Annotated in this window: 19 protein-coding genes; 14 read left to right on the forward strand and 5 right to left on the reverse strand. The window is 34.4% G+C overall.

Translation table 11 applies throughout. The annotated features are described in order from the left end of the window. Position 1: 1 nt before the first annotated feature. Complete coding sequence (locus tag FLB_RS13240; RefSeq protein ID WP_064716428.1) at positions 2-568, reverse strand: YceI family protein; 567 nt, start codon at positions 566-568, stop codon at positions 2-4. A gap of 442 nt (positions 569-1,010) precedes the next feature. Between FLB_RS13240 and rlmN the strand changes: the two genes are divergently transcribed. The 6 genes from rlmN to dnaG all read left to right on the forward strand — a co-directional run bounded on the left by rlmN (position 1,011) and on the right by dnaG (position 8,450). After that, entirely contained in the window at positions 1,011-2,054 is a 1,044-nt protein-coding gene (gene rlmN / locus FLB_RS13245) for a 23S rRNA (adenine(2503)-C(2))-methyltransferase RlmN (RefSeq protein ID WP_064716429.1), read from the forward strand. Between the two features lie 81 nt (positions 2,055-2,135). Continuing rightward, the gene (locus FLB_RS13250; RefSeq protein ID WP_064716430.1) at positions 2,136-3,113 is read left to right on the forward strand and encodes a polyprenyl synthetase family protein; all 978 of its coding nucleotides are present in this window, start codon (positions 2,136-2,138) and stop codon (positions 3,111-3,113) included. Positions 3,114-3,270: 157 nt separating this feature from the next. After that, on the forward strand, positions 3,271-3,831 hold the full coding sequence (locus FLB_RS13255) for an RNA polymerase sigma factor (RefSeq protein WP_064716431.1): 561 nt from the start codon (positions 3,271-3,273) through the stop codon (positions 3,829-3,831). Further along, entirely contained in the window at positions 3,818-4,486 is a 669-nt protein-coding gene (locus FLB_RS13260; protein ID WP_064716432.1) for a hypothetical protein, read from the forward strand. Before FLB_RS13255 ends, FLB_RS13260 begins: the two co-directional genes overlap by 14 nt. Positions 4,487-4,527: 41 nt before the next feature. Continuing rightward, on the forward strand, positions 4,528-5,571 hold the full coding sequence (locus FLB_RS13265; RefSeq protein ID WP_064716433.1) for a hypothetical protein: 1,044 nt from the start codon (positions 4,528-4,530) through the stop codon (positions 5,569-5,571). 902 nt (positions 5,572-6,473) lie between these two features. Then, positions 6,474-8,450, forward strand: coding sequence for a DNA primase (gene dnaG / locus FLB_RS13270; protein ID WP_064716434.1), 1,977 nt, complete (start codon positions 6,474-6,476; stop codon positions 8,448-8,450). Between the two features lie 59 nt (positions 8,451-8,509). On the opposite strand, the gene FLB_RS13275 is transcribed toward dnaG, so the two are convergent. Both FLB_RS13275 and nadE read right to left on the reverse strand, forming a co-directional pair. Continuing rightward, positions 8,510-9,139 carry a response regulator transcription factor gene (locus FLB_RS13275; RefSeq protein ID WP_064716435.1) on the reverse strand — a complete coding sequence of 210 codons (630 nt, stop codon included), beginning with the start codon at positions 9,137-9,139 and terminating at the stop codon, positions 8,510-8,512. 88 nt (positions 9,140-9,227) lie between these two features. After that, positions 9,228-10,028 (reverse strand): NAD(+) synthase, encoded by an 801-nt coding sequence (gene nadE, locus FLB_RS13280; RefSeq protein WP_064716436.1) that lies wholly within the window; start codon positions 10,026-10,028, stop codon positions 9,228-9,230. A 174-nt stretch (positions 10,029-10,202) separates the two neighbouring features. Between nadE and gldB the strand changes: the two genes are divergently transcribed. Together gldB and gldC are read left to right on the forward strand one after the other, a co-directional pair. Further along, positions 10,203-11,159: a gliding motility lipoprotein GldB gene (gldB, locus tag FLB_RS13285; RefSeq protein WP_064716437.1), complete on the forward strand. Its 957-nt coding sequence runs from the start codon at positions 10,203-10,205 to the stop codon at positions 11,157-11,159. Next, positions 11,159-11,494, forward strand: coding sequence for a gliding motility protein GldC (gldC, locus tag FLB_RS13290; RefSeq protein WP_064716438.1), 336 nt, complete (start codon positions 11,159-11,161; stop codon positions 11,492-11,494). The genes gldB and gldC overlap by 1 nt, the downstream gene beginning before the upstream one ends. Positions 11,495-11,562: 68 nt before the next feature. Here gldC and yihA read toward each other — a convergent pair whose 3' ends face one another. Together yihA and FLB_RS13300 are read right to left on the reverse strand one after the other, a co-directional pair. Further along, positions 11,563-12,183: a ribosome biogenesis GTP-binding protein YihA/YsxC gene (yihA, locus tag FLB_RS13295; RefSeq protein WP_064716439.1), complete on the reverse strand. Its 621-nt coding sequence runs from the start codon at positions 12,181-12,183 to the stop codon at positions 11,563-11,565. 24 nt (positions 12,184-12,207) lie between these two features. Further along, positions 12,208-12,981, reverse strand: a complete 774-nt coding sequence (locus FLB_RS13300; RefSeq protein WP_064716440.1) for an alpha/beta fold hydrolase — start codon at positions 12,979-12,981, stop codon at positions 12,208-12,210. Positions 12,982-13,349: 368 nt separating this feature from the next. Between FLB_RS13300 and FLB_RS13305 the strand changes: the two genes are divergently transcribed. The 6 genes from FLB_RS13305 to mraY all read left to right on the forward strand — a co-directional run bounded on the left by FLB_RS13305 (position 13,350) and on the right by mraY (position 19,807). Beyond that, positions 13,350-13,823, forward strand: a complete 474-nt coding sequence (locus tag FLB_RS13305) for a division/cell wall cluster transcriptional repressor MraZ (RefSeq protein WP_064716441.1) — start codon at positions 13,350-13,352, stop codon at positions 13,821-13,823. Next, complete coding sequence (gene rsmH / locus FLB_RS13310) at positions 13,804-14,706, forward strand: 16S rRNA (cytosine(1402)-N(4))-methyltransferase RsmH (protein ID WP_410503417.1); 903 nt, start codon at positions 13,804-13,806, stop codon at positions 14,704-14,706. Before FLB_RS13305 ends, rsmH begins: the two co-directional genes overlap by 20 nt. 5 nt (positions 14,707-14,711) lie before the next feature. Continuing rightward, positions 14,712-15,059 (forward strand): FtsL-like putative cell division protein, encoded by a 348-nt coding sequence (locus FLB_RS13315; protein WP_064716442.1) that lies wholly within the window; start codon positions 14,712-14,714, stop codon positions 15,057-15,059. Further along, the gene (locus tag FLB_RS13320) at positions 15,050-17,056 is read left to right on the forward strand and encodes a penicillin-binding protein (RefSeq protein WP_064716443.1); all 2,007 of its coding nucleotides are present in this window, start codon (positions 15,050-15,052) and stop codon (positions 17,054-17,056) included. The genes FLB_RS13315 and FLB_RS13320 overlap by 10 nt, the downstream gene beginning before the upstream one ends. Further along, a complete protein-coding gene (locus tag FLB_RS13325) occupies positions 17,053-18,516 on the forward strand; it encodes a UDP-N-acetylmuramoyl-L-alanyl-D-glutamate--2,6-diaminopimelate ligase (protein WP_064716444.1) in 1,464 nt (487 codons plus the stop codon). The genes FLB_RS13320 and FLB_RS13325 overlap by 4 nt, the downstream gene beginning before the upstream one ends. Positions 18,517-18,577: 61 nt before the next feature. Beyond that, entirely contained in the window at positions 18,578-19,807 is a 1,230-nt protein-coding gene (mraY, locus tag FLB_RS13330; protein WP_064716445.1) for a phospho-N-acetylmuramoyl-pentapeptide-transferase, read from the forward strand.

The raw sequence follows: 19,807 nt of genomic DNA on the forward strand, positions 1-19,807 counted from the left end.
TTTATTTGTAATTAAGATTGAATTTTATGGTAAGCTCTTTTCCTGTTTTGATAGTACCCAATAAGGCAGTTGGAGGTTTCATGCCAAATTCATCAAAAGTGATTTTGTTCGAACCTTGAATGTTTACGATTCCATTTAGAACAGTTACTTTTATTTGTGTTCTTAAGTCTTTGCTAACTCCTGCAATGCTATAGGTTCCAGTTAAGTTCCAAGTAGTTTCATTAACTTTTGTTGCATCTTTTAACACATATTTTATGTTTTTAACTTTCGTAATATTTAGCGTTTCATAAGCTATTTTATCCATGCTGCTTTTTCCACTTTTAATGGTTTCGACAGCTAAGTCAATGTTAATGGCATTGATGTCAACTACTTTTGAGTCTGTGATAGTAAGAATGGCGCTCCCAGTTTTGGAGGAAGAAGTCATTTCCCAGTCATGTAATGTAGAAGTTCCTAGTACTGAAAAATTGGTTTTAGTATCTAAAACATAGTTTTTCTGAGCAAATGCAGTGAGGTTAATCAATACTAAAGTTAATGTTAAAAAAACGAAATGATTTTTAGTTGGTTTCATGGTGGTGCTTTTGTTTGTTATTATGAAATTCTTATTATTATGTTGAGTTTGTATTATATTTTATAGTTATTCGTCTTTACTATTATTTATATAGCAAATTTCGCTACAAACTATCTAGTGAAATATGATAAAAGTCAGCCTTATTTTTTTTAAGTTTATTTTAACATTTTTATATCGATTTCGTTGATTTTTTTTCAAAAATGGTTTAGTTAAACGTGGGTGTCTTTTAAAAATTAGTCAGATATAGTTTATATTTTATTGTTTTCAGAAAGCATACAATCCATTTAATTTCAATAGGATTCAATGGCATTAAAAAAAGGAAATTCTATTTGATCTCCTTTCGGGCTTAACAATCGTATACCTCTAGTTGAAGTGGTTAGCAAGAATGTTATTATTAATAGAAAATGAATTCAAAACATTAAAAATTGAATAAATTTGCAACATGGAAATTGAGAAAAAAGATATTAGAGCATTGTCTAAAGATGAATTGAGAGCCTTTTTTGTAAGCAATGGCGACAAAGCTTTTCGTGGCAATCAAGTATATGAATGGTTATGGACTAAAGGAGCTCATAGTTTTGAGGATATGACCAATTTGTCTAAAGCGACAAGAATGGTTTTAGAAACGAATTTTGTAATTAATCATATCAAAGTCGATACCATGCAACGCAGTGAAGATGGTACGGTAAAAAATGCTGTTCGTTTGCATGATGGATTAGTGGTCGAATCGGTTTTAATTCCTACCGAAACAAGAACTACCGCCTGTGTTTCGAGTCAAGTTGGCTGTAGTTTGGATTGTAATTTTTGCGCAACAGCACGATTAAAAAGAATGCGAAATTTAGAACCAGCCGAAATTTACGACCAAGTAATTGCTATAGATAAGGAGAGTAGACTTTACTATAATCATCCTTTGTCTAATATTGTTTTTATGGGTATGGGTGAGCCTTTGATGAACTATAACAATGTCTTGAAAGCTATAGAAATGATTACTTCTCCGGAAGGATTAGGCATGTCTCCCAAGAGGATTATGGTGTCTACTTCGGGAATTCCTAAAATGATCAAAAAATTAGCCGATGATGAGGTGAAATTCAAATTAGCGGTTTCGCTCCACTCTGCTATTGATTCGGTTCGTGCCAAAATCATGCCTTTTAGTGCCAATTTTCCACTAAAAGAATTGAGAGAAGCTTTAGAATATTGGTACCGAAAAACCAAAAGCAAGATTTCCTATGAATATGTAGTTTGGAAAGGAATTAACGATGATAAAGCCTCAATTGATGCCTTGGTGAAATTTTGTAAATATGTGCCTTGTAAAGTGAATCTTATAGAATATAATCCTATTGATGATGGTGAGTTTCAACAAGCTTCGGAGGAAGCAATAGCTGCATATATTATAGCGTTACAAGCTATTGGAGTTGTGGTGAAAGTGAGACGAAGTAGAGGTAAAGATATCGATGCTGCTTGTGGACAATTGGCCAATAAAGATGCATAACTCCAAAAAAGATTCCTCATTAATTTAATCTAGTACTATTTTGTGTCTTTTTTTATATAATGTGCTATATTTGAACCCTCAATGAACATCACCTCACAAATAAAGCAGCCCATCTTTGATGAAATGGAACTTTTCGAGAAAAAGTTCTATGAATCAATGTCTTCAAAAGTAGCCTTACTTAATCGAATTACTTATTATATAGTAAATAGAAAAGGGAAACAAATGCGTCCAATGTTTGTTTTTCTTACTGCAAAGATGATTTCTGGAGGAACAGTAGAAGAGCGTACTTATCGAGGTGCTTGTGTTATTGAGCTGATTCATACCGCTACATTAGTACACGATGATGTAGTAGATGATAGCAATCGTCGAAGAGGTTTTTTCTCCATCAACGCTTTATGGAAAAATAAAATTGCAGTTTTAGTTGGTGATTATTTGTTGTCCAAAGGTTTGTTGTTATCCATTGACCACGGCGATTTTGATTTGTTACGAATTATTTCGGTAGCCGTTCGCGAAATGAGCGAAGGAGAATTATTGCAAATAGAAAAAGCCAGAAGACTCGATATTACAGAAGAAGTATATTACGAAATTATCCGAAAAAAAACAGCTACACTAATTGCAGCGTGCTGTGCTTTGGGCGCTAGATCGGTAAGCGATAATGAAGTCGTTGTTGAACAAATGCGCAAGTTTGGAGAGCTTATAGGTATGGCTTTTCAAATTAAAGATGATTTGTTCGATTATACCGAAGATGCCATCGGAAAACCTACAGGAATTGATATCAAAGAGCAAAAAATGACTTTGCCTTTAATTCATGTACTCAATACCTGTACTTCAAAAGAAAAAAGTTGGTTAATTAATTCCATCAAAAACCATAACAAAGACAAAAAGCGAGTAAAAGAAGTTATTGCTTTTGTAGTTAACAATGGTGGACTTTCTTATGCCGAACAAAAAATGATTGACTTTCAACAAGAAGCATTAGCCATTCTTGAAAATTCCCCCACTTCAGATTATAAATCGGCCTTGACCTTAATGGTCAATTATGTAATCGAAAGAAAAAAATAATTTTTTTTTCGTCTGTAAAGTACCGTAATTATTGGTATTTCTATTTTTTTATCAAAAATAAAACAACTGCATGCAACCTTTTTGTTGCTTGCCTCGTCTATGCTAATAGAAGTCGGTTTTACAAAAACAACAACTGCTGACCAACACGTTTTATTATATGAAAGTAATTCCATTACATCATGAAGAACAAAAATTGATTCAACTTGCCATTAAAAACAATAGGCAGGCGCAACAACAGTTGTATTCCAAGTTTTCTTCAAAAATGTTAGGGGTTTGCAGGCAGTATATCAAAGATATTCATCAAGCAGAAGATGTAATGATTACCGCATTTATGAAGGTTTTTGTGAATCTAAGAAATTTTGAACACAAAGGAAGTTTCGAAGGTTGGATCCGCAGAATTATGGTCAATGAATGTATTTCTTTTTTGAGAGTTAATAAAAAAATGAAATACACCGAAGACGAGTTTTTTGTAGAAGAAAGTTTTGATGCTATAGGACATCAATTCTCTGTAGAAGAAATTCAAACCTTAATTGATACACTTCCAGAAGGCTATAAAATGGTGTTTAATTTATATGCGATAGAAGGATACAAACATCAGGAAATTGCTCAATTGCTTGGTATTTCTGAAGGCACTTCAAAATCACAATTATCGCACGCTAGAAAAATGTTACAACAGCAGATCAACTGCTTAAAAAATAAGCAAAATGGAACGAAATAATTTTGAACAACAAGCCAAAGAGAAGCTTTCCAATCGAGAAATTGCTCCCTCAGCTCAAGCTTGGGACCGACTAGACGCCATGTTGTCTGTCCAAGAAAAGCCAAAGAAAAAAATGACTTGGTGGTATGTGGCAGCAAGTGTTACGGGACTATTATTGGTAGGAACACTCTTTTTTAGCACATCAAAAGAAAGTAATGTTATAACACCATCTCAAGAAATTGTGGTGACTTCTGCTGTAGTTAAAGATTCGGTTACAACACAGTCTTCTATTCAACCAAAAAACGAAGTAAGTATTCAGCCTAAATCCGTTGTGGCAACGAATGTCTCTAAGGTTACCAATAACCAAATTACAATCACAAAAAATACGCATCAGGAGCTTTCAATCAACAATCAAATCACAACCACCAACAATCAAATTAGTACTACTATCGAAAAAAGCACAGAACATCAAGCTATTGCCGCGATAGATGAAAATGTTCAAGTAGCACCCACACTAATCCAAAAAAAACAAAAAATTCAAGTCAATCCTTCTACTTTATTATCGCAAGTTGATGGAGAATTGGAACTCTCTTTTAGAGAAAAAGTAATCGCCAAAGTGAATAAAAATTATCAAACCGTAAAAGTGGCTTTGGCCAACAGAAACAATCAAGAATAAAAACAATCAATCATCAATCAAATTTTTAAAAACTAGTAATCATGAGAAATTTTACCATTTATCTAGCCGCCTTATTCTGTCTTTTAGCCAGCAAAATGATAGGGCAAGAATCCTTCGAAAAAAGAGCTAAGGAAATTGCAACACGCATTGAAAAAATCACCAAAGAAGAAAAAGCAGCACTAAAAGAAGAAATCGAAGCCGTAAATCTTCAGTTACAAGCAGGTACAATCACCAAAGAAAAAGCCGACGAGAAAAAGAAAGTCCTCGCCGAAGCCAGAGCCATCAATATCGAAGCCCGAGTAGCCAAAGAACAAGAACAATTGAACGAATTGGTACAGCTAAAAGTGGACGGAAAAATCAAAGAAAGCGATTCTTCTAGAACTTTAGTAATTCACTGGGACGACGATTTCGACTTCAGAAATAAAAAGAAAGAAATAAAATTTGGAGAAAAAAGAACCACTAGCCAATTTGTTTTTGCTGCCGGTTTGAACAACCTTATGGTTGACGGCAAATTACAAGACAAAGATTTCAAATTTATGGGTTCTCATTTTTATGAGTGGGGAACTACCTACAATACTAGAATTTTGAAAGACAATAATTTATTGCATTTCAAATACGGTATGTCCGTAATGTATAATAATTTGCGTCCAACCAATAACCGCACTTTTGTGGTAAATGGAGACCAGACTAACCTAGAAGTGTATTCCAAAGACTTGAAAGAATCCCGTTTCAGAAACGTCTATTTAGTGGTTCCTATGCATTTAGAATTCGATTTTTCTGGCAGTACAATGAACGACGACAAGCGTCAATTCAGAACCCACAAATCCTTTCGTTTTGGGTTAGGAGGTTACGCAGGAATCAATTTAAAATCCAAACAAAAGATAGAATATCGTGAAAATGGTGATAAAATTTACGCCAAAAACAAAGCAGATTTCAACACCAGTAACTTCATTTATGGTTTGAGTTCCTACATCGGGTACAAAGAAACGAGTTTGTATGTGAAATACGATTTGAATCCACTTTTTACAAGCAATGCAGTAGACCAAAACAATATTTCTATGGGAATCCGTTTCGATTTTAATTAAAACTAGGAGCGAATCATCGGGCTTTTTCAGGCCACATCGTTCCCGCCATCATTCCTAAACCTCGTGAGCTGAACCCCAGCTCACGAGGTTTTTCCCTTCTGTCGGGGCTATACGATTAGCAAGGTTTTTTCCTTGGAAGAAATTTAATAGTATCAGGTGAATTATAAATTACATTTTGTTGCTATTAAGTTTTTTTTGGACATTAATTGCCTCCAACTTTAGTTGGAGGGATGAAATTTGAAAGTTTTAAAGGCTTTAGCCAAAATTAGCTGCTTTTATTTGGCTAAAGCCAATGAAATCAATTCCCATAACTCCAGCTAAAGCTGGAGCCAATTCAAAGCAAGACTAGCTGAATAGTTACTATATTTTTTTGAACCCACCCGCACCACTTGTCTATTTGAATCCGCGAGATCTGCGTGCCATAATGCGTGCACTGATTTAGTAGATTCACTAAGACTTTTTTCAATTGAACCACAAAGCCAAAACTTTGCGGACCTTGCGATTTTTCCTTTGTGAACCTTGCGGTTAAAAATTCACACTAATTTGTGTTGAATCTGTGAATTCGTGGCTAAAACCTTTACAAGCTGAATAGCTACTATATTTTTTGAAGCCACCCACACCACCTATCAAGTTAAATCCGCGAGATCTGCGTGCCATAATTCGGACACTGATTTAGTAGATCACTAAGACTTTTTTCAATTGAACCACAAAGCCAAAACTTTGCGAACCTTGCGATTTTTCCTTTGCGAACCTTGCGGTTAAAATTACACGCTAATTTGTCTTAAATCAGTGCATTCATAGCCAAAACCTTTATAGACGAATTATGGTGTAATAATACTAAGTTTAATAATCCAAAATTAACTTTGTATCTTTGGACTTTTCCAACTTTATTCCCTTATAAATTGATTTCAAAAGCAACCATAGATACCGTTTTCGAAACTGCTCGTGTAGAGGAGGTTATTGGCGACTTTGTACAATTAAAACGCGCTGGGAGCAATTTCAAGGGCTTGAGTCCTTTCTCAGACGAGCGTTCACCTTCTTTTATGGTGTCGCCAGTAAAACAAATTTGGAAAGATTTTAGTTCTGGAAAAGGAGGAAATGCAGTAGCTTTTTTAATGGAGCACGAACATTTTACCTATCCCGAAGCCATTCGATATTTGGCCAAAAAATACAATATCGAAATCGAAGAAACAGAACAAACCGATGCTGAAAAAGCCAATACTGATGTTCGAGAAAGTATGTTTTTGGTGTCTGAATTTGCGAAAAATTATTTTCATTCCACACTATTAAATACAGAAGAAGGGAAGGCGATTGGCTATTCGTATTTCAAAGAAAGAGGTTTCACCAACGAAACTATAAAAAAATTCGGGTTAGGCTATTCCCCAGAAACTTGGGACGCGCTGACTAAAGAAGCACTTGGAAAAGGTTACCAATTGCAGTATTTAGAAAGTACCGGCTTGACCATTCCAAGAGACGACAGACCGTTTGATCGATTCAAAGGCAGGGTTATGTTTCCTATCCAAAGCATGTCGGGTAGAACCTTGGGTTTTGGTGGGCGAATCTTAACCAATGATAAAAAAGCAGCCAAATATTTAAACTCTCCCGAGAGCGAAATTTATCATAAGAGCAAAGTCTTGTACGGAATTTTCCAAGCCAAACAAGCCATTGCTAAACAAAATAATTGTTATCTAGTTGAAGGATATACCGATGTAATTCAATTTCATCAAGCAGGAATCGAAAATGTGGTGGCCTCTTCAGGTACGGCTTTAACACCCGACCAAATCCGATTAATCAATAGATTGACCAAAAATATTACCGTACTTTTTGATGGTGATGCTGCGGGTCTTCGTGCTTCCATTCGAGGAATCGATTTGATTTTGGAGGAAGGGATGAATGTAAAAGTGTGTACTTTTCCTGATGGCGACGACCCAGATAGTTTTGCTAAAAAGACATCTTATGATGATTTAGTAGCTTACTTAGAGCATAACGCAAAGGATTTTATTCAGTTCAAAGCCTCGCTTTTAATGAACGAAGCTAAGAATGATCCCATCAAAAAAGCCGATTTGATTCGGGATATGGTGACGAGTATTTCTAAGATTCCAGACCGTATTCAACGAGAAATTTATTTGCAAGAATGTTCTAGAATTATGGATATTTCTGAGCAAGTTTTGGTGAGTACCCTAGCGCAATTAGTGCAAAAAGATGTTGCGGAAGTAGGGAAAAAACAAAAGCAAGAGCAAAAAGCATTTGAAATTGTTAAGAACGAAAACCCTGTTCAGACAGAGAAAATCGATGTTTTATACCGTTTGGAAAGAAAAATAATCGAGATTTTATTGCTCTACGGAAATAAAAATGAAGTTTTTGAAGATGTACTTTTAAAAGCAAATACCGATGGCGAGATTGTACACGTGGTTGAAAAAAAGGAGTACAAAGTTTTTCAGAGAATCTATTTGAGTTTACAAGAAGATGAGGTAGAATTAGCCAATCCATTGTTTAGAGCTATTTTTAATGATTTAATCAATTACTATTTGCAGAACGAAACTGATGGGATTGAAAATTATTTAAAGAGTTTAAAGCCTGAATTTGCCCAAGAAGTTACCGATGTTTTGATGGAAGAAGAACAAATTGTGCTTCATAATTGGGAAGGGCAAAATATTTTTGTGAAACAAAAAACAGAAACTGTAAGTCAGCACACTTCGGAAACTATTATTTCTATTCGCGAATATCTAATCAATAAATTAATTATGGATTTGATGAATGAATTCTCATCTAATCCCGAAGCGGATATAGAAGAATTGAAGGTAATGATTAATGATTATAATAAGCTCAAGGTTAATTTGACAGGAGCTATTGGTAGAATTCGTTCTACCTATATATAAAAAAGAGGAAGCAATAGCTTCCTCTTCTACAATAAAATCTCTGTTTAGAGATTTAGAAATTATACAATTTCTAATGTTTTGGCTTTATTGACTAAATCAACCAAGTTGGTTACATTTAATTTGGTCAATAAACGCAATTTGTAAGTACTAATTGTTTTTTCGTTTAGAGAAAGAATTTCAGCTATTTCATGGTTTTTCTTACCATCGCTTAAATAGCGCAATACTTCAATTTCTCGGTTAGATAATTTACGATACAAACGTTCGCTTTTACTTTGTTTGGCTATCAAAGCCATGTTTTTACGAACATTTTCGTTCACAATAATTTTTCCTTGGTGTACTTTTACAATCGATTGACCTAAAGTTTCAAGTTTCTCGGATTTGTGAACATAGCCAGAAACTCCTGCTTTAATTGCATTTGGAGCATAAATTTGTTCCGAAAGACTACTAAAAATAATAATCTTCGTTTTAGGGTAGTTTTTCAACATCGCCTTGATTTCAAAAATACTCGCCAATCCTTCTAGTTCTAAGTCGATTACCAAGACATCGATTTCCTTGTTTTGAAGGATGTCTCGGACCATCGAAAAATTACCGACATTGGCTACAATAGAGATTTCATCGTGATCTTTAAAGTACGATTTTACTCCGAAATGCGTTACAGGATAGTTATCTGCTAAACAAACTTTAATCATGGTATTTATTTTTTAAGAGTTGTCTATCAAAATGATAGCATAAATGTAGTAAAAAAAATACAATAAAGTTTAAAAATGTTAATTTTTTTTATTTTTTATCTAAAACGCATACAGGTATTGGGTTCATTTTGTGTTGATTAGCGGTATTTAGACGTTTGTAAGTTGCGAAAACTTCTTTTTCTCTACCTTGAAATTCCGAAGTAGTTTTTCCTAATTCGTCTTGAAGCATAGCCCATTCGAGTTCGTCATAGCTCGCACCTAGTTGATCTTCGTCTGATCGATCATCTCCAAATAAGCCATCTGTCGGAGCTGCAACTAAAATAGAATTTGGAATTTTGAGAAATTCACCTAATGCATACACATCTGATTTGAGTAAATCGGCTATTGGGCTTAAATCTACTCCACCATCTCCATATTTAGTATAAAAACCAACACCAAAATCTTCAACTTTATTTCCAGTTCCTGCCACTAGTAATCCATGAATTCCAGCATAGTAATATAAGGTGCTCATTCGCAAACGAGCTCTTGTGTTGGCTAATGACAAGTTCATTTTAGCAGTATCTTCGTGCTCGGGGACTACTTTTTTGAATGCTTCAAAAACAGGGGTTAAATCTGAAGCGGCACTTTTTACATTAGGAAAACGATCTTTTAATTGTTTGATGTGCTCCTGAGCGCGACTAACGTGAGAAGGCGCTTGGTGGATGGGCATTTCTACACAAAGTACTTCCATTCCCGTTTGTGCACATAATGTAGAAGTTACCGCGGAGTCAACGCCTCCAGAAATACCAATTACGAATCCTTTCGACTTGGCATTAATGGCATAATCAGTTAGCCATTTTACTATTTGAGTGTTTATTTTTTCTGGAGATAATAGCGTTTTTTTAATCATAATAGTTTACGTTTTAAAAAGCAGGGATGTATATTTGCAAAATGTTTTCAAAAGGATTTTTCATAAGACATTTTGAAGCTAAATTATATAATAAATATGAAAGCGCCATGATTCCAGTTCATAAACTGGATGACTTAAGTTTATTTAAAATAAGCACGAATTAATTTTATATACATGAAAATCTATCTAGCCCCACTAATTATTTGTTTCTTTTTGCTCTCATGTGATAAAAAAAATAAAGTAGAAAAAGCTGTAGAAGAAATTCCAGTTGAAATTAAAGTAGATCGATTTGACAAAGCATTTTTTGAGACAAAACCTGAAGATTTGAATCAATTAAAGAAAAAATACCCTTATTTTTTCCCCGCAGGAACAGATGATGCTGTTTGGATTGAAAAAATGCAACACCCGCAATGGAGGGAATTGTATGCTGAAGTTCAAAAAAAATATGGTGATTTTGAGTCCGTAAATCAAGAAATAGAGACCTTATTTAAGCATATAAAGTTTTACTTCCCGAAAACAAAGACGCCCAAAGTGGTTACCTTGATTTCAGAAATGGATTATAATACGAAATCCATTTATGCGGATAGTTTGGTTATCGTTTCTTTGGAATTGTATTTGGGTAAAGATCATAAGTTTTATCAGTTTCCTGAATATATTAAGCAAAATTTTGAATCCTCACAAATCGTTCCGGATATTGCCTCTAGTTTTATTCAAACTAAAATGGTTCCAGATGCCGACAAAACCTTTATATCTCAAATGATTTATTTGGGTAAAGAGTTGTATATAAAAGAACTATTGCTTCCAGAATATACAGATGCTGTCAGAATGGGGTATACTCCAGAACAAATGGCTTGGTGTTCTGAAAATGAGGGATACATTTGGCGTTATTTTATAGATAAAGAGATGTTGTATAGTGTAGATGCTAAATTAGTGCCTCGTTTTTTGAGCCCGGCACCTTTTTCAAAATTTTATTTAGAAATAGATAATGAGTCACCAGGCCAAGTGGGTGCTTGGATTGGATGGCAAATTGTACGTTCTTATATGAAAAATAATGACATTTCGATTAACGAATTGTTGACCAAGAAGGCCAAAGAAATTTTTGAACAATCCAAATATAAACCCAAGAAATAATGTCAAATACACATACCTCAGAAATTAAGTTTCAAGTAGAATTAGATGAAAATCGAGTACCCGAAAAACTGCTTTGGTCTGCTGAAGATGGAGGCGTAAATGCGGAGGAGGCAAAAGCAATTATGCTTTCTATTTGGGATAGCAATCATAAAGAAAGTATGCGAATAGATTTGTGGACGAAAGATATGCCAGTGGACGAAATGAAGATTTTCTTTCACCAAACTTTAGTAGCAATGTCAGAAACATTCAAGAGAGCTACCAATGACGAAAAAATGGCAGATACCATGATGGATTTTTGCGATTATTTCGCCGAAAAATTAGAATTGAAAAAGTAAACTTCTAAAATGATAAAATCCCAAATCTTAATTTGAAATTATATGATTTGGGATTTATATTTTGTCGTTTAAAACGTATTGTTGTTTTTGAAAACTTCTTGATTTACCTCATCAATGTAATGCAATAGTTCTTCTTTTCCTGTTGATTCAGTAGAGGAAGTTACAAAGTAATGAGGCATTTCGGACCAATTGTTTGCCAACATTTTTTTCTTATAGGCAGCAATGTGAGAATCAATTTTCACTCGACTTATTTTGTCTGCTTTTGTGAAAATGATACAAAAAGGAATTTCACTTTCTCCCATATACGACATGAACTCAATATCTATAGTTTGTGCTTCATGACGAATGTCTATCAAAACAAAAGCGCAAACTAACTGCTCTCTTGATTCAAAATAATCAGTGATAAATTCTTGAAATATGGATTTTGTCTTCTTGGAAACTTTGGCATAGCCATAACCAGGTAAATCAACCAAGAACCAATTATTATTGATTAAAAAATGATTGATAAGCTGTGTTTTTCCGGGTCTTGCCGAAGTTTTGGCTAATTTTTTGTGATTAGTTAGCATGTTGATCAACGAGGATTTACCTACGTTAGATCGTCCAATAAAAGCATATTCTGGTAAGAAATCTTTAGGACATTTGCTTACATCAGAATTACTTATGACAAACTCAGCGGTATTGATTTTCATTTTTTTGTTTTCTAATCGTTTTGATTAATGTGTCGATAACTGCGTATGGCTTAACCAATCTTCTAAAACTCTATTGAATTCTTCTGGATGCTCCATCATAGCGGCATGACCACATTTGTCAATCCAATATAGGCTCGAGTTTGGCATGAGTTTGTGGAATTCTTCAGCGACTTCAGGAGGTGTTACTTTGTCGTTTTTGCCCCAAATAATACAGGTTTGAACATGCATTTTTGGCAAATCTTTGGCCATATTATGACGGATGGCGCTTTTGGCAATGGTCAAGGTTTTGATTAATTTGATTCGGTCATTTACTGTAGCAAAAACCTCATCTATTAATTCTGGAGTAGCAATTTTTGGATCGTAAAAGACATCTTCTGCTTTCTTTTTGATGTATTCATAGTCTCCTCTTTTGGGATAGCTGTCGCCCATAGCGCTTTCATAAAGACCTGAACTCCCTGTGATTACTAGACCGGCCACTTTTTCGGGATACATTTTGGTGTGGTATAAAGCGATATGACCTCCCAAGGAATTACCTAAAAGAATAACACGTTCTAGGCCTTTATAGGTAATAAAATTTTTCACGTAAATCGCAAAGCTTTTAACGTTAGTCTTTAAAATATTTTGGGTATATATGGGTAAATCGGGAATAATAATTTTATATCCTCTTTCAGAAAAATAACTTGCCACAGCATCAAAGTTACTTAATCCTCCCATAAGCCCGTGAAGGATTACGATTGGAGTGCCTTCTCCGGCTTCATAATAGCTATACTTGCCTTCTTTTTTATAGTATTTTTCCATGTAATATGTGACTCAATTTCAATTTCGACAAATATAGGATTTATTAAATTAAAATAAATTGTTAAGGTTGCTTTTTACCGATATTATTCTTTTTTACTTATTTATTGAACTTAAGACTAGAGGTTTTAAGGTGTGAATATTTGGAATTTGTCTGTTGTAGTTTGTCTGATTTTTGAAAGAAGTTTTTGATAAATATTTATAGCTATTAACTTTCTTACAAAAAAAATATTCAATGCTAATGTATTGATAGTGCATAAATTAAGGCTTTTGGGTTAGAAGTGGCTAAACTTATCAACAAAGTGGTATAAAGTGGTAAATTGTGGTAAAATTTTATATATTTTTGCTTTATACAATCTAATGCAAAATAAGTGGATGCAATTATTGGTACATATGAGTGTAAAGTCGATGCTAAAGGTCGGGTAATGTTGCCTTCACCTTTAAAAAAGCAATTGGCTTCTTCACTTCAAGACGGTTTCGTTTTGAAGCGCTCCGTGTTCCAACCTTGTTTAGAATTGTATCCAATGGCGGAATGGAATGTCATGATGCAAAAAGTAAATGGATTGAATCGGTTTGTTAAAAAAAACAATGATTTTATTCGTCGATTTACCGCTGGTGTAAAAGTGGTAGAAATTGATGCTTTGGGCAGAATGTTGATTCCGAAAGACTTGGTTGGTTTTGCAAGTATAGCTAAAGATGTGGTTTTTTCATCAGCAGTTACAATTGTAGAGATTTGGGATAAGGATTTATATGAAAAATCAATTAGTGGAGAGGATCTTGATTTTGCTGATTTAGCAGAAGAAGTAATGGGTAACCTAAATAATAATGACAATGGAATATCATAATCCTGTATTGCTAAAAGAAACAGTAGATGGTTTGAATATCAAGCCTGATGGGGTGTATGTAGACGTTACTTTTGGAGGTGGAGGACATTCGGCCGAAATATTAAGAAGACTTGGGCCTGATGGGAAGTTATTTGCTTTTGATCAAGATGAAGATGCATTGGCTAATGCTTTGCCAGATGAGCGTTTTACTTTGATTAATGAAAATTTCAGATTTATCAAGCGCTTTCTTCGGTTTTATGGCGTAAAAGGGGTCGATGGAATTTTGGCAGATTTAGGTGTTTCTTCTCACCAATTTGATGTAGCAGAAAGAGGTTTTTCTACTCGTTTTGATGCAGAATTAGACATGCGTATGAGTCAAAAAAATGATTTGAGCGCCTATAGAGTAGTCAATGAATATGATGATGCGAATCTGAGAAGAGTTTTTTGGGATTATGGTGAATTAAAAAATGCGCCAGCTTTATCTAGAACAATTATAGAAGCTAGAGAGAAGCATTCCATCAAAACCACAGATGAATTGAAAGTGATTTTGGCTAAATATTTACCAGAAAAAGTGCGTAATAAAGTGTTGGCCCAAATTTATCAAGCGATTCGTATTGAAGTGAATCAGGAAATGGATGTTTTAAAAGAATTTTTAGAGCAATCTCTTGATATTTTAAATCCTGAAGGCAGATTAAGTGTGATTTCTTATCATTCGCTTGAAGATCGATTAGTAAAACGATTTGTGAAAAACGGCATGTTTGAAGGAGAACCTGAACGCGATTTTTTTGGCAATTTTTCAGTGCCTTTTAAAACTATCGAAAAATTGATTGTGCCTACTAACGAGGAAATAAAAAGTAATAATAGAGCACGAAGTGCCAAATTGCGTATTGCAGAAAAGAAATAATAGCAATGAAACAAGGAGTTTACGCCATTTTAAAAGCGAAATATTTGATTCATGATGATGCCATTAAAAATTGGCGTTTTATTGTTTTTTTGGTTGTACTTGTGATTTTAATGATTGCTAATACACAACGATTTGAACAAAAAGTGTTCGAAATCAATGAGCTAAACAATGAGGTCAAAGAACTTCGTTCAGAATTTGTAGATAAAAGATCAGAATTGATGAAGTTAAAAATGGAATCGACTGTTTCAAAAAAAATGGAGGCTAAACAAATTTATCCCTCAACAATTCCACCAGTAAAAATTAAAGTTAAAAAAGAAGAAGATCCGAATATATTCGAAAAACTATGGCAGTAGAAGATAAAAACATATCGTATCGTATTTATCTAGTGGCATTTTTCCTCTTCATTATGGCTGTAGCTATCACTGTAAAGCTAACGAATATTCAATGGGTAGAAGGTGACTATTACAGGAAATTAGCCAAAGAAAGAACGGTTAAAAACTTTGTAATTCCAGCCAATAAAGGAAATATTTATTCTGCCGACGGAAGTCTTCTAGCTACATCAATACCTAATTATGAGATTCGATTTGATGCGGTTGCTCCAAATACTGAAGATTTTGAAAAAAATGTAAAGCAATTAGCAGATTCTTTGGGTAAACTTTTAAATAGATCTTCGGATACATTTGAACGAGATTTAAGAAGAGCAAGAGTAAATAAAAGCAGGTATTTTCTAGTAGCCCGCGATTTGAGTTACACCGAGTATATTGCTATTAAGAGATTTCCATTATTTAATCTAGGTCCTTATAAAGGTGGTATTATTGTAGAACAAGAAACAGTGCGTGAACATCCTATTGGTAAAATTGCCGAAAGAACCATAGGTTATATCGGAAGAGATGTAAATGGGCATATCAATCCAGTTGGGGTAGAAGGGGCGTATAGTAAATATCTAAACGGCAAAGATGGTCGCATCCTAAAGCAAAAAATAGCCAAAGGGCAATGGAAACCAATCAGTGATGTCAATCAGGTTGAGCCACAAGATGGTTATGATGTAATTTCTACTATTGATGTATTTATTCAAGATATTGCGCATCACGCTTTGTTGAAGCAATTAGAAGAATACCAAGCAGATCATGGTTGTGTAGTGGTTATGGAAACACAAACGGGGTATGTAAAAGCGATTTCTAATCTTGGGAGAAATGAAAAAACAGGCATGTATTCTGAGCGATTGAACTATGCCGTTAGAGAATCTCATGAACCGGGCTCTACCTTTAAGTTGGTAGATTTAATGGCTTTGTTAGAAGATAAATTAGTAGATACTAGTGCTATTTTTGACAGTAAAGGAGGTGAAATTAAATATTTTGGAAGATCTGTTCGTGATTCCCACAAAGGGGGGTATGGAAAAATTTCTTTAGCAAAAGGATTCGAAGTTTCTTCTAATACTGTAATGGTTCAGGCGGTATATAATAATTATAAATCTAATCCAACAAAGTTTGTGAATCATATCAATTCCTATGGAATGAACAAAAAATTAGGGATAGGATTTAATGGCGAAGGCAGACCTTATATTCCTCAACCAACAGATCCCAAATGGTCTAGAGTGACATTGCCTTGGATGGCTTTTGGATATGGTGTTTCGGTAACGCCTTTGCAAACCTTAGCTTATTACAATGCGGTTGCTAATAATGGAGAGATGGTAAAGCCCTTATTTGTTTCTGAAATTAAAGAATGGAACAAAACCATAAAAAAATATGACAAAGTAGTGCTGAACCCAAGAATTTGTTCACAAGAAACTATAAAAAAACTCAAAGCGGTTTTGGAAAATGTCGTCAAAAAAGGAACGGGTTCTAAGTTATACTCCAAAGATTTTTCTATGGCAGGAAAAACCGGAACAGCTCAAGTAAATTATGCTAAATCAGGTGGTGCCGAAAAATACTATGCGTCTTCATTCGTAGGGTATTTTCCTGCAGATCACCCAAAATATTCTTGTATTGTAGTAGTACATAAACCCAATACATCCAATAATAATTATTACGGAGCTGATGTTGCGGGGCCAGTTTTTAAACGTATTGCTCAAAAAATATTTACCGATTCGCCAACAACCAATGAGATAAAAAATTTGAATCGAAAAATTCAGAAACAAGAGAATAATTACAATTCTTATTATGTGAAGGCGGAAAAAAAGTTCAAAGCGGTTCCGAATGTTAGAGGAATGGCAGGTATGGATGCCGTTGCGTTACTTGAAAATTTAGGATTAAAAGTGAAAGCTATTGGTAATGGAAAAGTAAAGAAACAATCGCTTCAAGCTGGAGAAAGTATAGCTAAAAATGCAACTATAGTATTAGAATTATCATGAAGACATTAAAAGATATATTGTATAAAGTAGCCATCGATGCACTTAATGGTGCTACCGATAAAGCAGTTCGTCAATTGCATTTTGATTCTAGAAAAATAGAGCCTAATGATGTATTCGTGGCTATTAGAGGTTCAGTTTCTGATGGACATGATTATATCGAGAAAGCAATAGAATTAGGAGCAACTGCTGTTATATGCGATGTTTTTCCAGAAGTTTTACATCAAAAAGTGACATATGTTCGAGTTAAAGATACTAATGCGGCGTTGGCTTACATGGCGGCTAATTTTTATGATAATCCATCTCAAAAATTAAAATTAGTTGGAATAACAGGAACTAACGGTAAAACAACGATTGCTTCCTTGTTATATCAATTGTTCAAAAAAGCAGGTTTCAAGGTAGGTTTGATTTCTACAGTCAAAATTTTAGTTGATGATACTGAGTTTAAAGCGACTCATACCACTCCAGATTCATTAACGATCAATTATTATTTGGACGCAATGAATGCTGCTGGTGTTGAATACTGTTTTATGGAAGTTAGTTCTCATGGTATTCATCAAAAAAGAACCGAAGCATTACATTTCGTAGGAGGAGTTTTTACGAATCTTTCTCACGATCATTTGGATTATCATCCCACTTTTGCAGAATACCGTGATGTAAAAAAATCCTTTTTCGACTTTTTACCCAAAACAGCCTTTGCATTATCAAATGCGGATGATAAAAATGGGGTTGTGATGTTACAAAATACCAAGGCGATCAAACGTACTTATGCTCTTAAAACGTATGCAGATTATAAAGCCTTGATTCTTGAAAATCAATTGTCAGGCTTATTACTAAAAATTAATGATAATGAAGTTTGGGTAAAGTTAATAGGCACTTTCAATGCTTACAATTTGTTGGCTATATATGGAACCGCAGTCGAACTTGGTCTCGAAAGTCTTGAAGTACTTCGTTTGTTGTCTGAGTTAGAGAGTGTTTCGGGCAGGTTTCAATTTATCGTTTCAGCACAGAATATTACGGCTATCGTTGATTATGCCCACACGCCCGATGCTTTAGAAAACGTTTTGAATACGATTAACGATGTGCGTACTCAAAATGAGCAATTAATTACTGTAGTAGGTTGTGGAGGAAATAGAGACAAAGCCAAACGTCCTATTATGGGTGGAATTGCTTCCGAAAAAAGCGATAAAGCTATCCTTACTTCAGATAATCCAAGAGATGAAGAACCAGAAACAATTATTGCCGAAATGGAAGCTGGGGTGGCACCACAAAATTTCAAAAATATTTTAGTGATCACAGATAGAAAACAAGCTATTAAAACTGCCTGTCAATTGGCTCAACCCAATGATATTATTCTCATTGCTGGAAAAGGACACGAAACGTATCAAGAAATCAAAGGAGTTCGTCATGATTTTGATGATATGAAAATTGTAAAAGAGACTTTAGAACAATTAGGAAAATAATAAAGATCAAAATTCCTTAGTCATTATTTAAGAAGAATTTTAAATTTTAAAATAAAAAAATATGCTGTACTACTTATTTGAATATTTAAACAAAACAATGGATATTCCTGGAACAGGAGTTTTTCAGTACATCACTTTTAGATCTGCATTGGCCTTCATGTTGTCTTTATTGCTTTCTACGATTTATGGAAAACGAATTATTGGTTTTTTAAGAAGGCAACAAGTAGGTGAAACGGTTCGTGAGTTGGGACTTGCGGGTCAAAATGAAAAAGCAGGTACGCCAACAATGGGAGGTCTTATCATTATTTTTGCGACGTTGGTACCTGTTCTTTTATTTGCTAGACTTCAAAATATATACATCGTTTTGCTTATTGTGACCACTTTATGGATGGGAATCATTGGTTTTGTAGATGATTATATCAAAATTTTCAAAAAAGATAAACAAGGTCTAAAAGGGATTTTTAAAGTATTTGGTCAAGTAGGTTTAGGATTAATTGTAGGTTCTGTACTTTATTTTAGTCCTGCTGTGACAGTTAGAACAGATACCGGAAAAACGGATATTTTTAAATCGGCTACGCAAACTGTGATTCTTCCTGCGCCAATTGAGGAAAAATCTACAGCTACGACAATTCCTTTTTTTAAGAATAATGAATTTGATTATGCTGAGTTGTTGGCCTGGACCGGTGAGGGTTACGAAAAATGGGCTTGGTTAATCTTTATTCCGGTTGTGATTTTTATCATTACGGCGGTTTCGAATGGTGCCAATTTAACAGACGGAATTGATGGTTTAGCCGCAGGAACGTCGGCTGTGTCTGTTTTTGCTCTCGGGATTTTCACATTCGTTTCTGGTAACATTATTTTTTCGAATTATCTCAACATCATGTATATCCCGCATTCTGGAGAAATGACGGTTTTTATCTTTGCTTTTGCGGGAGCGCTCATAGGTTTTCTTTGGTACAATTCCTATCCTGCTTCAGTATTTATGGGAGATACGGGAAGTTTAACCATCGGAGGAATTATTGCTGTTTTGGCCATTGCGGTTAGAAAAGAAATGTTGATTCCATTGTTATGTGGAATCTTTTTAGTAGAGAATTTTTCAGTCGTGTTGCAAGTAGCTTACTTTAAATATACCAAAAAACGATTTGGCGAAGGAAGAAGGATTTTTCTAATGTCGCCTTTGCATCATCATTATCAAAAGAAAGGCTATCATGAAAGTAAAATAGTCACTCGTTTCTGGATTGTCGCTATTATGTTAGCAATTTTATCTATCGTAACACTAAAATTAAGATAA

Source organism: Flavobacterium succinicans, assembly GCF_001662485.1.
Taxonomy (GTDB): domain Bacteria; phylum Bacteroidota; class Bacteroidia; order Flavobacteriales; family Flavobacteriaceae; genus Flavobacterium; species Flavobacterium succinicans_A.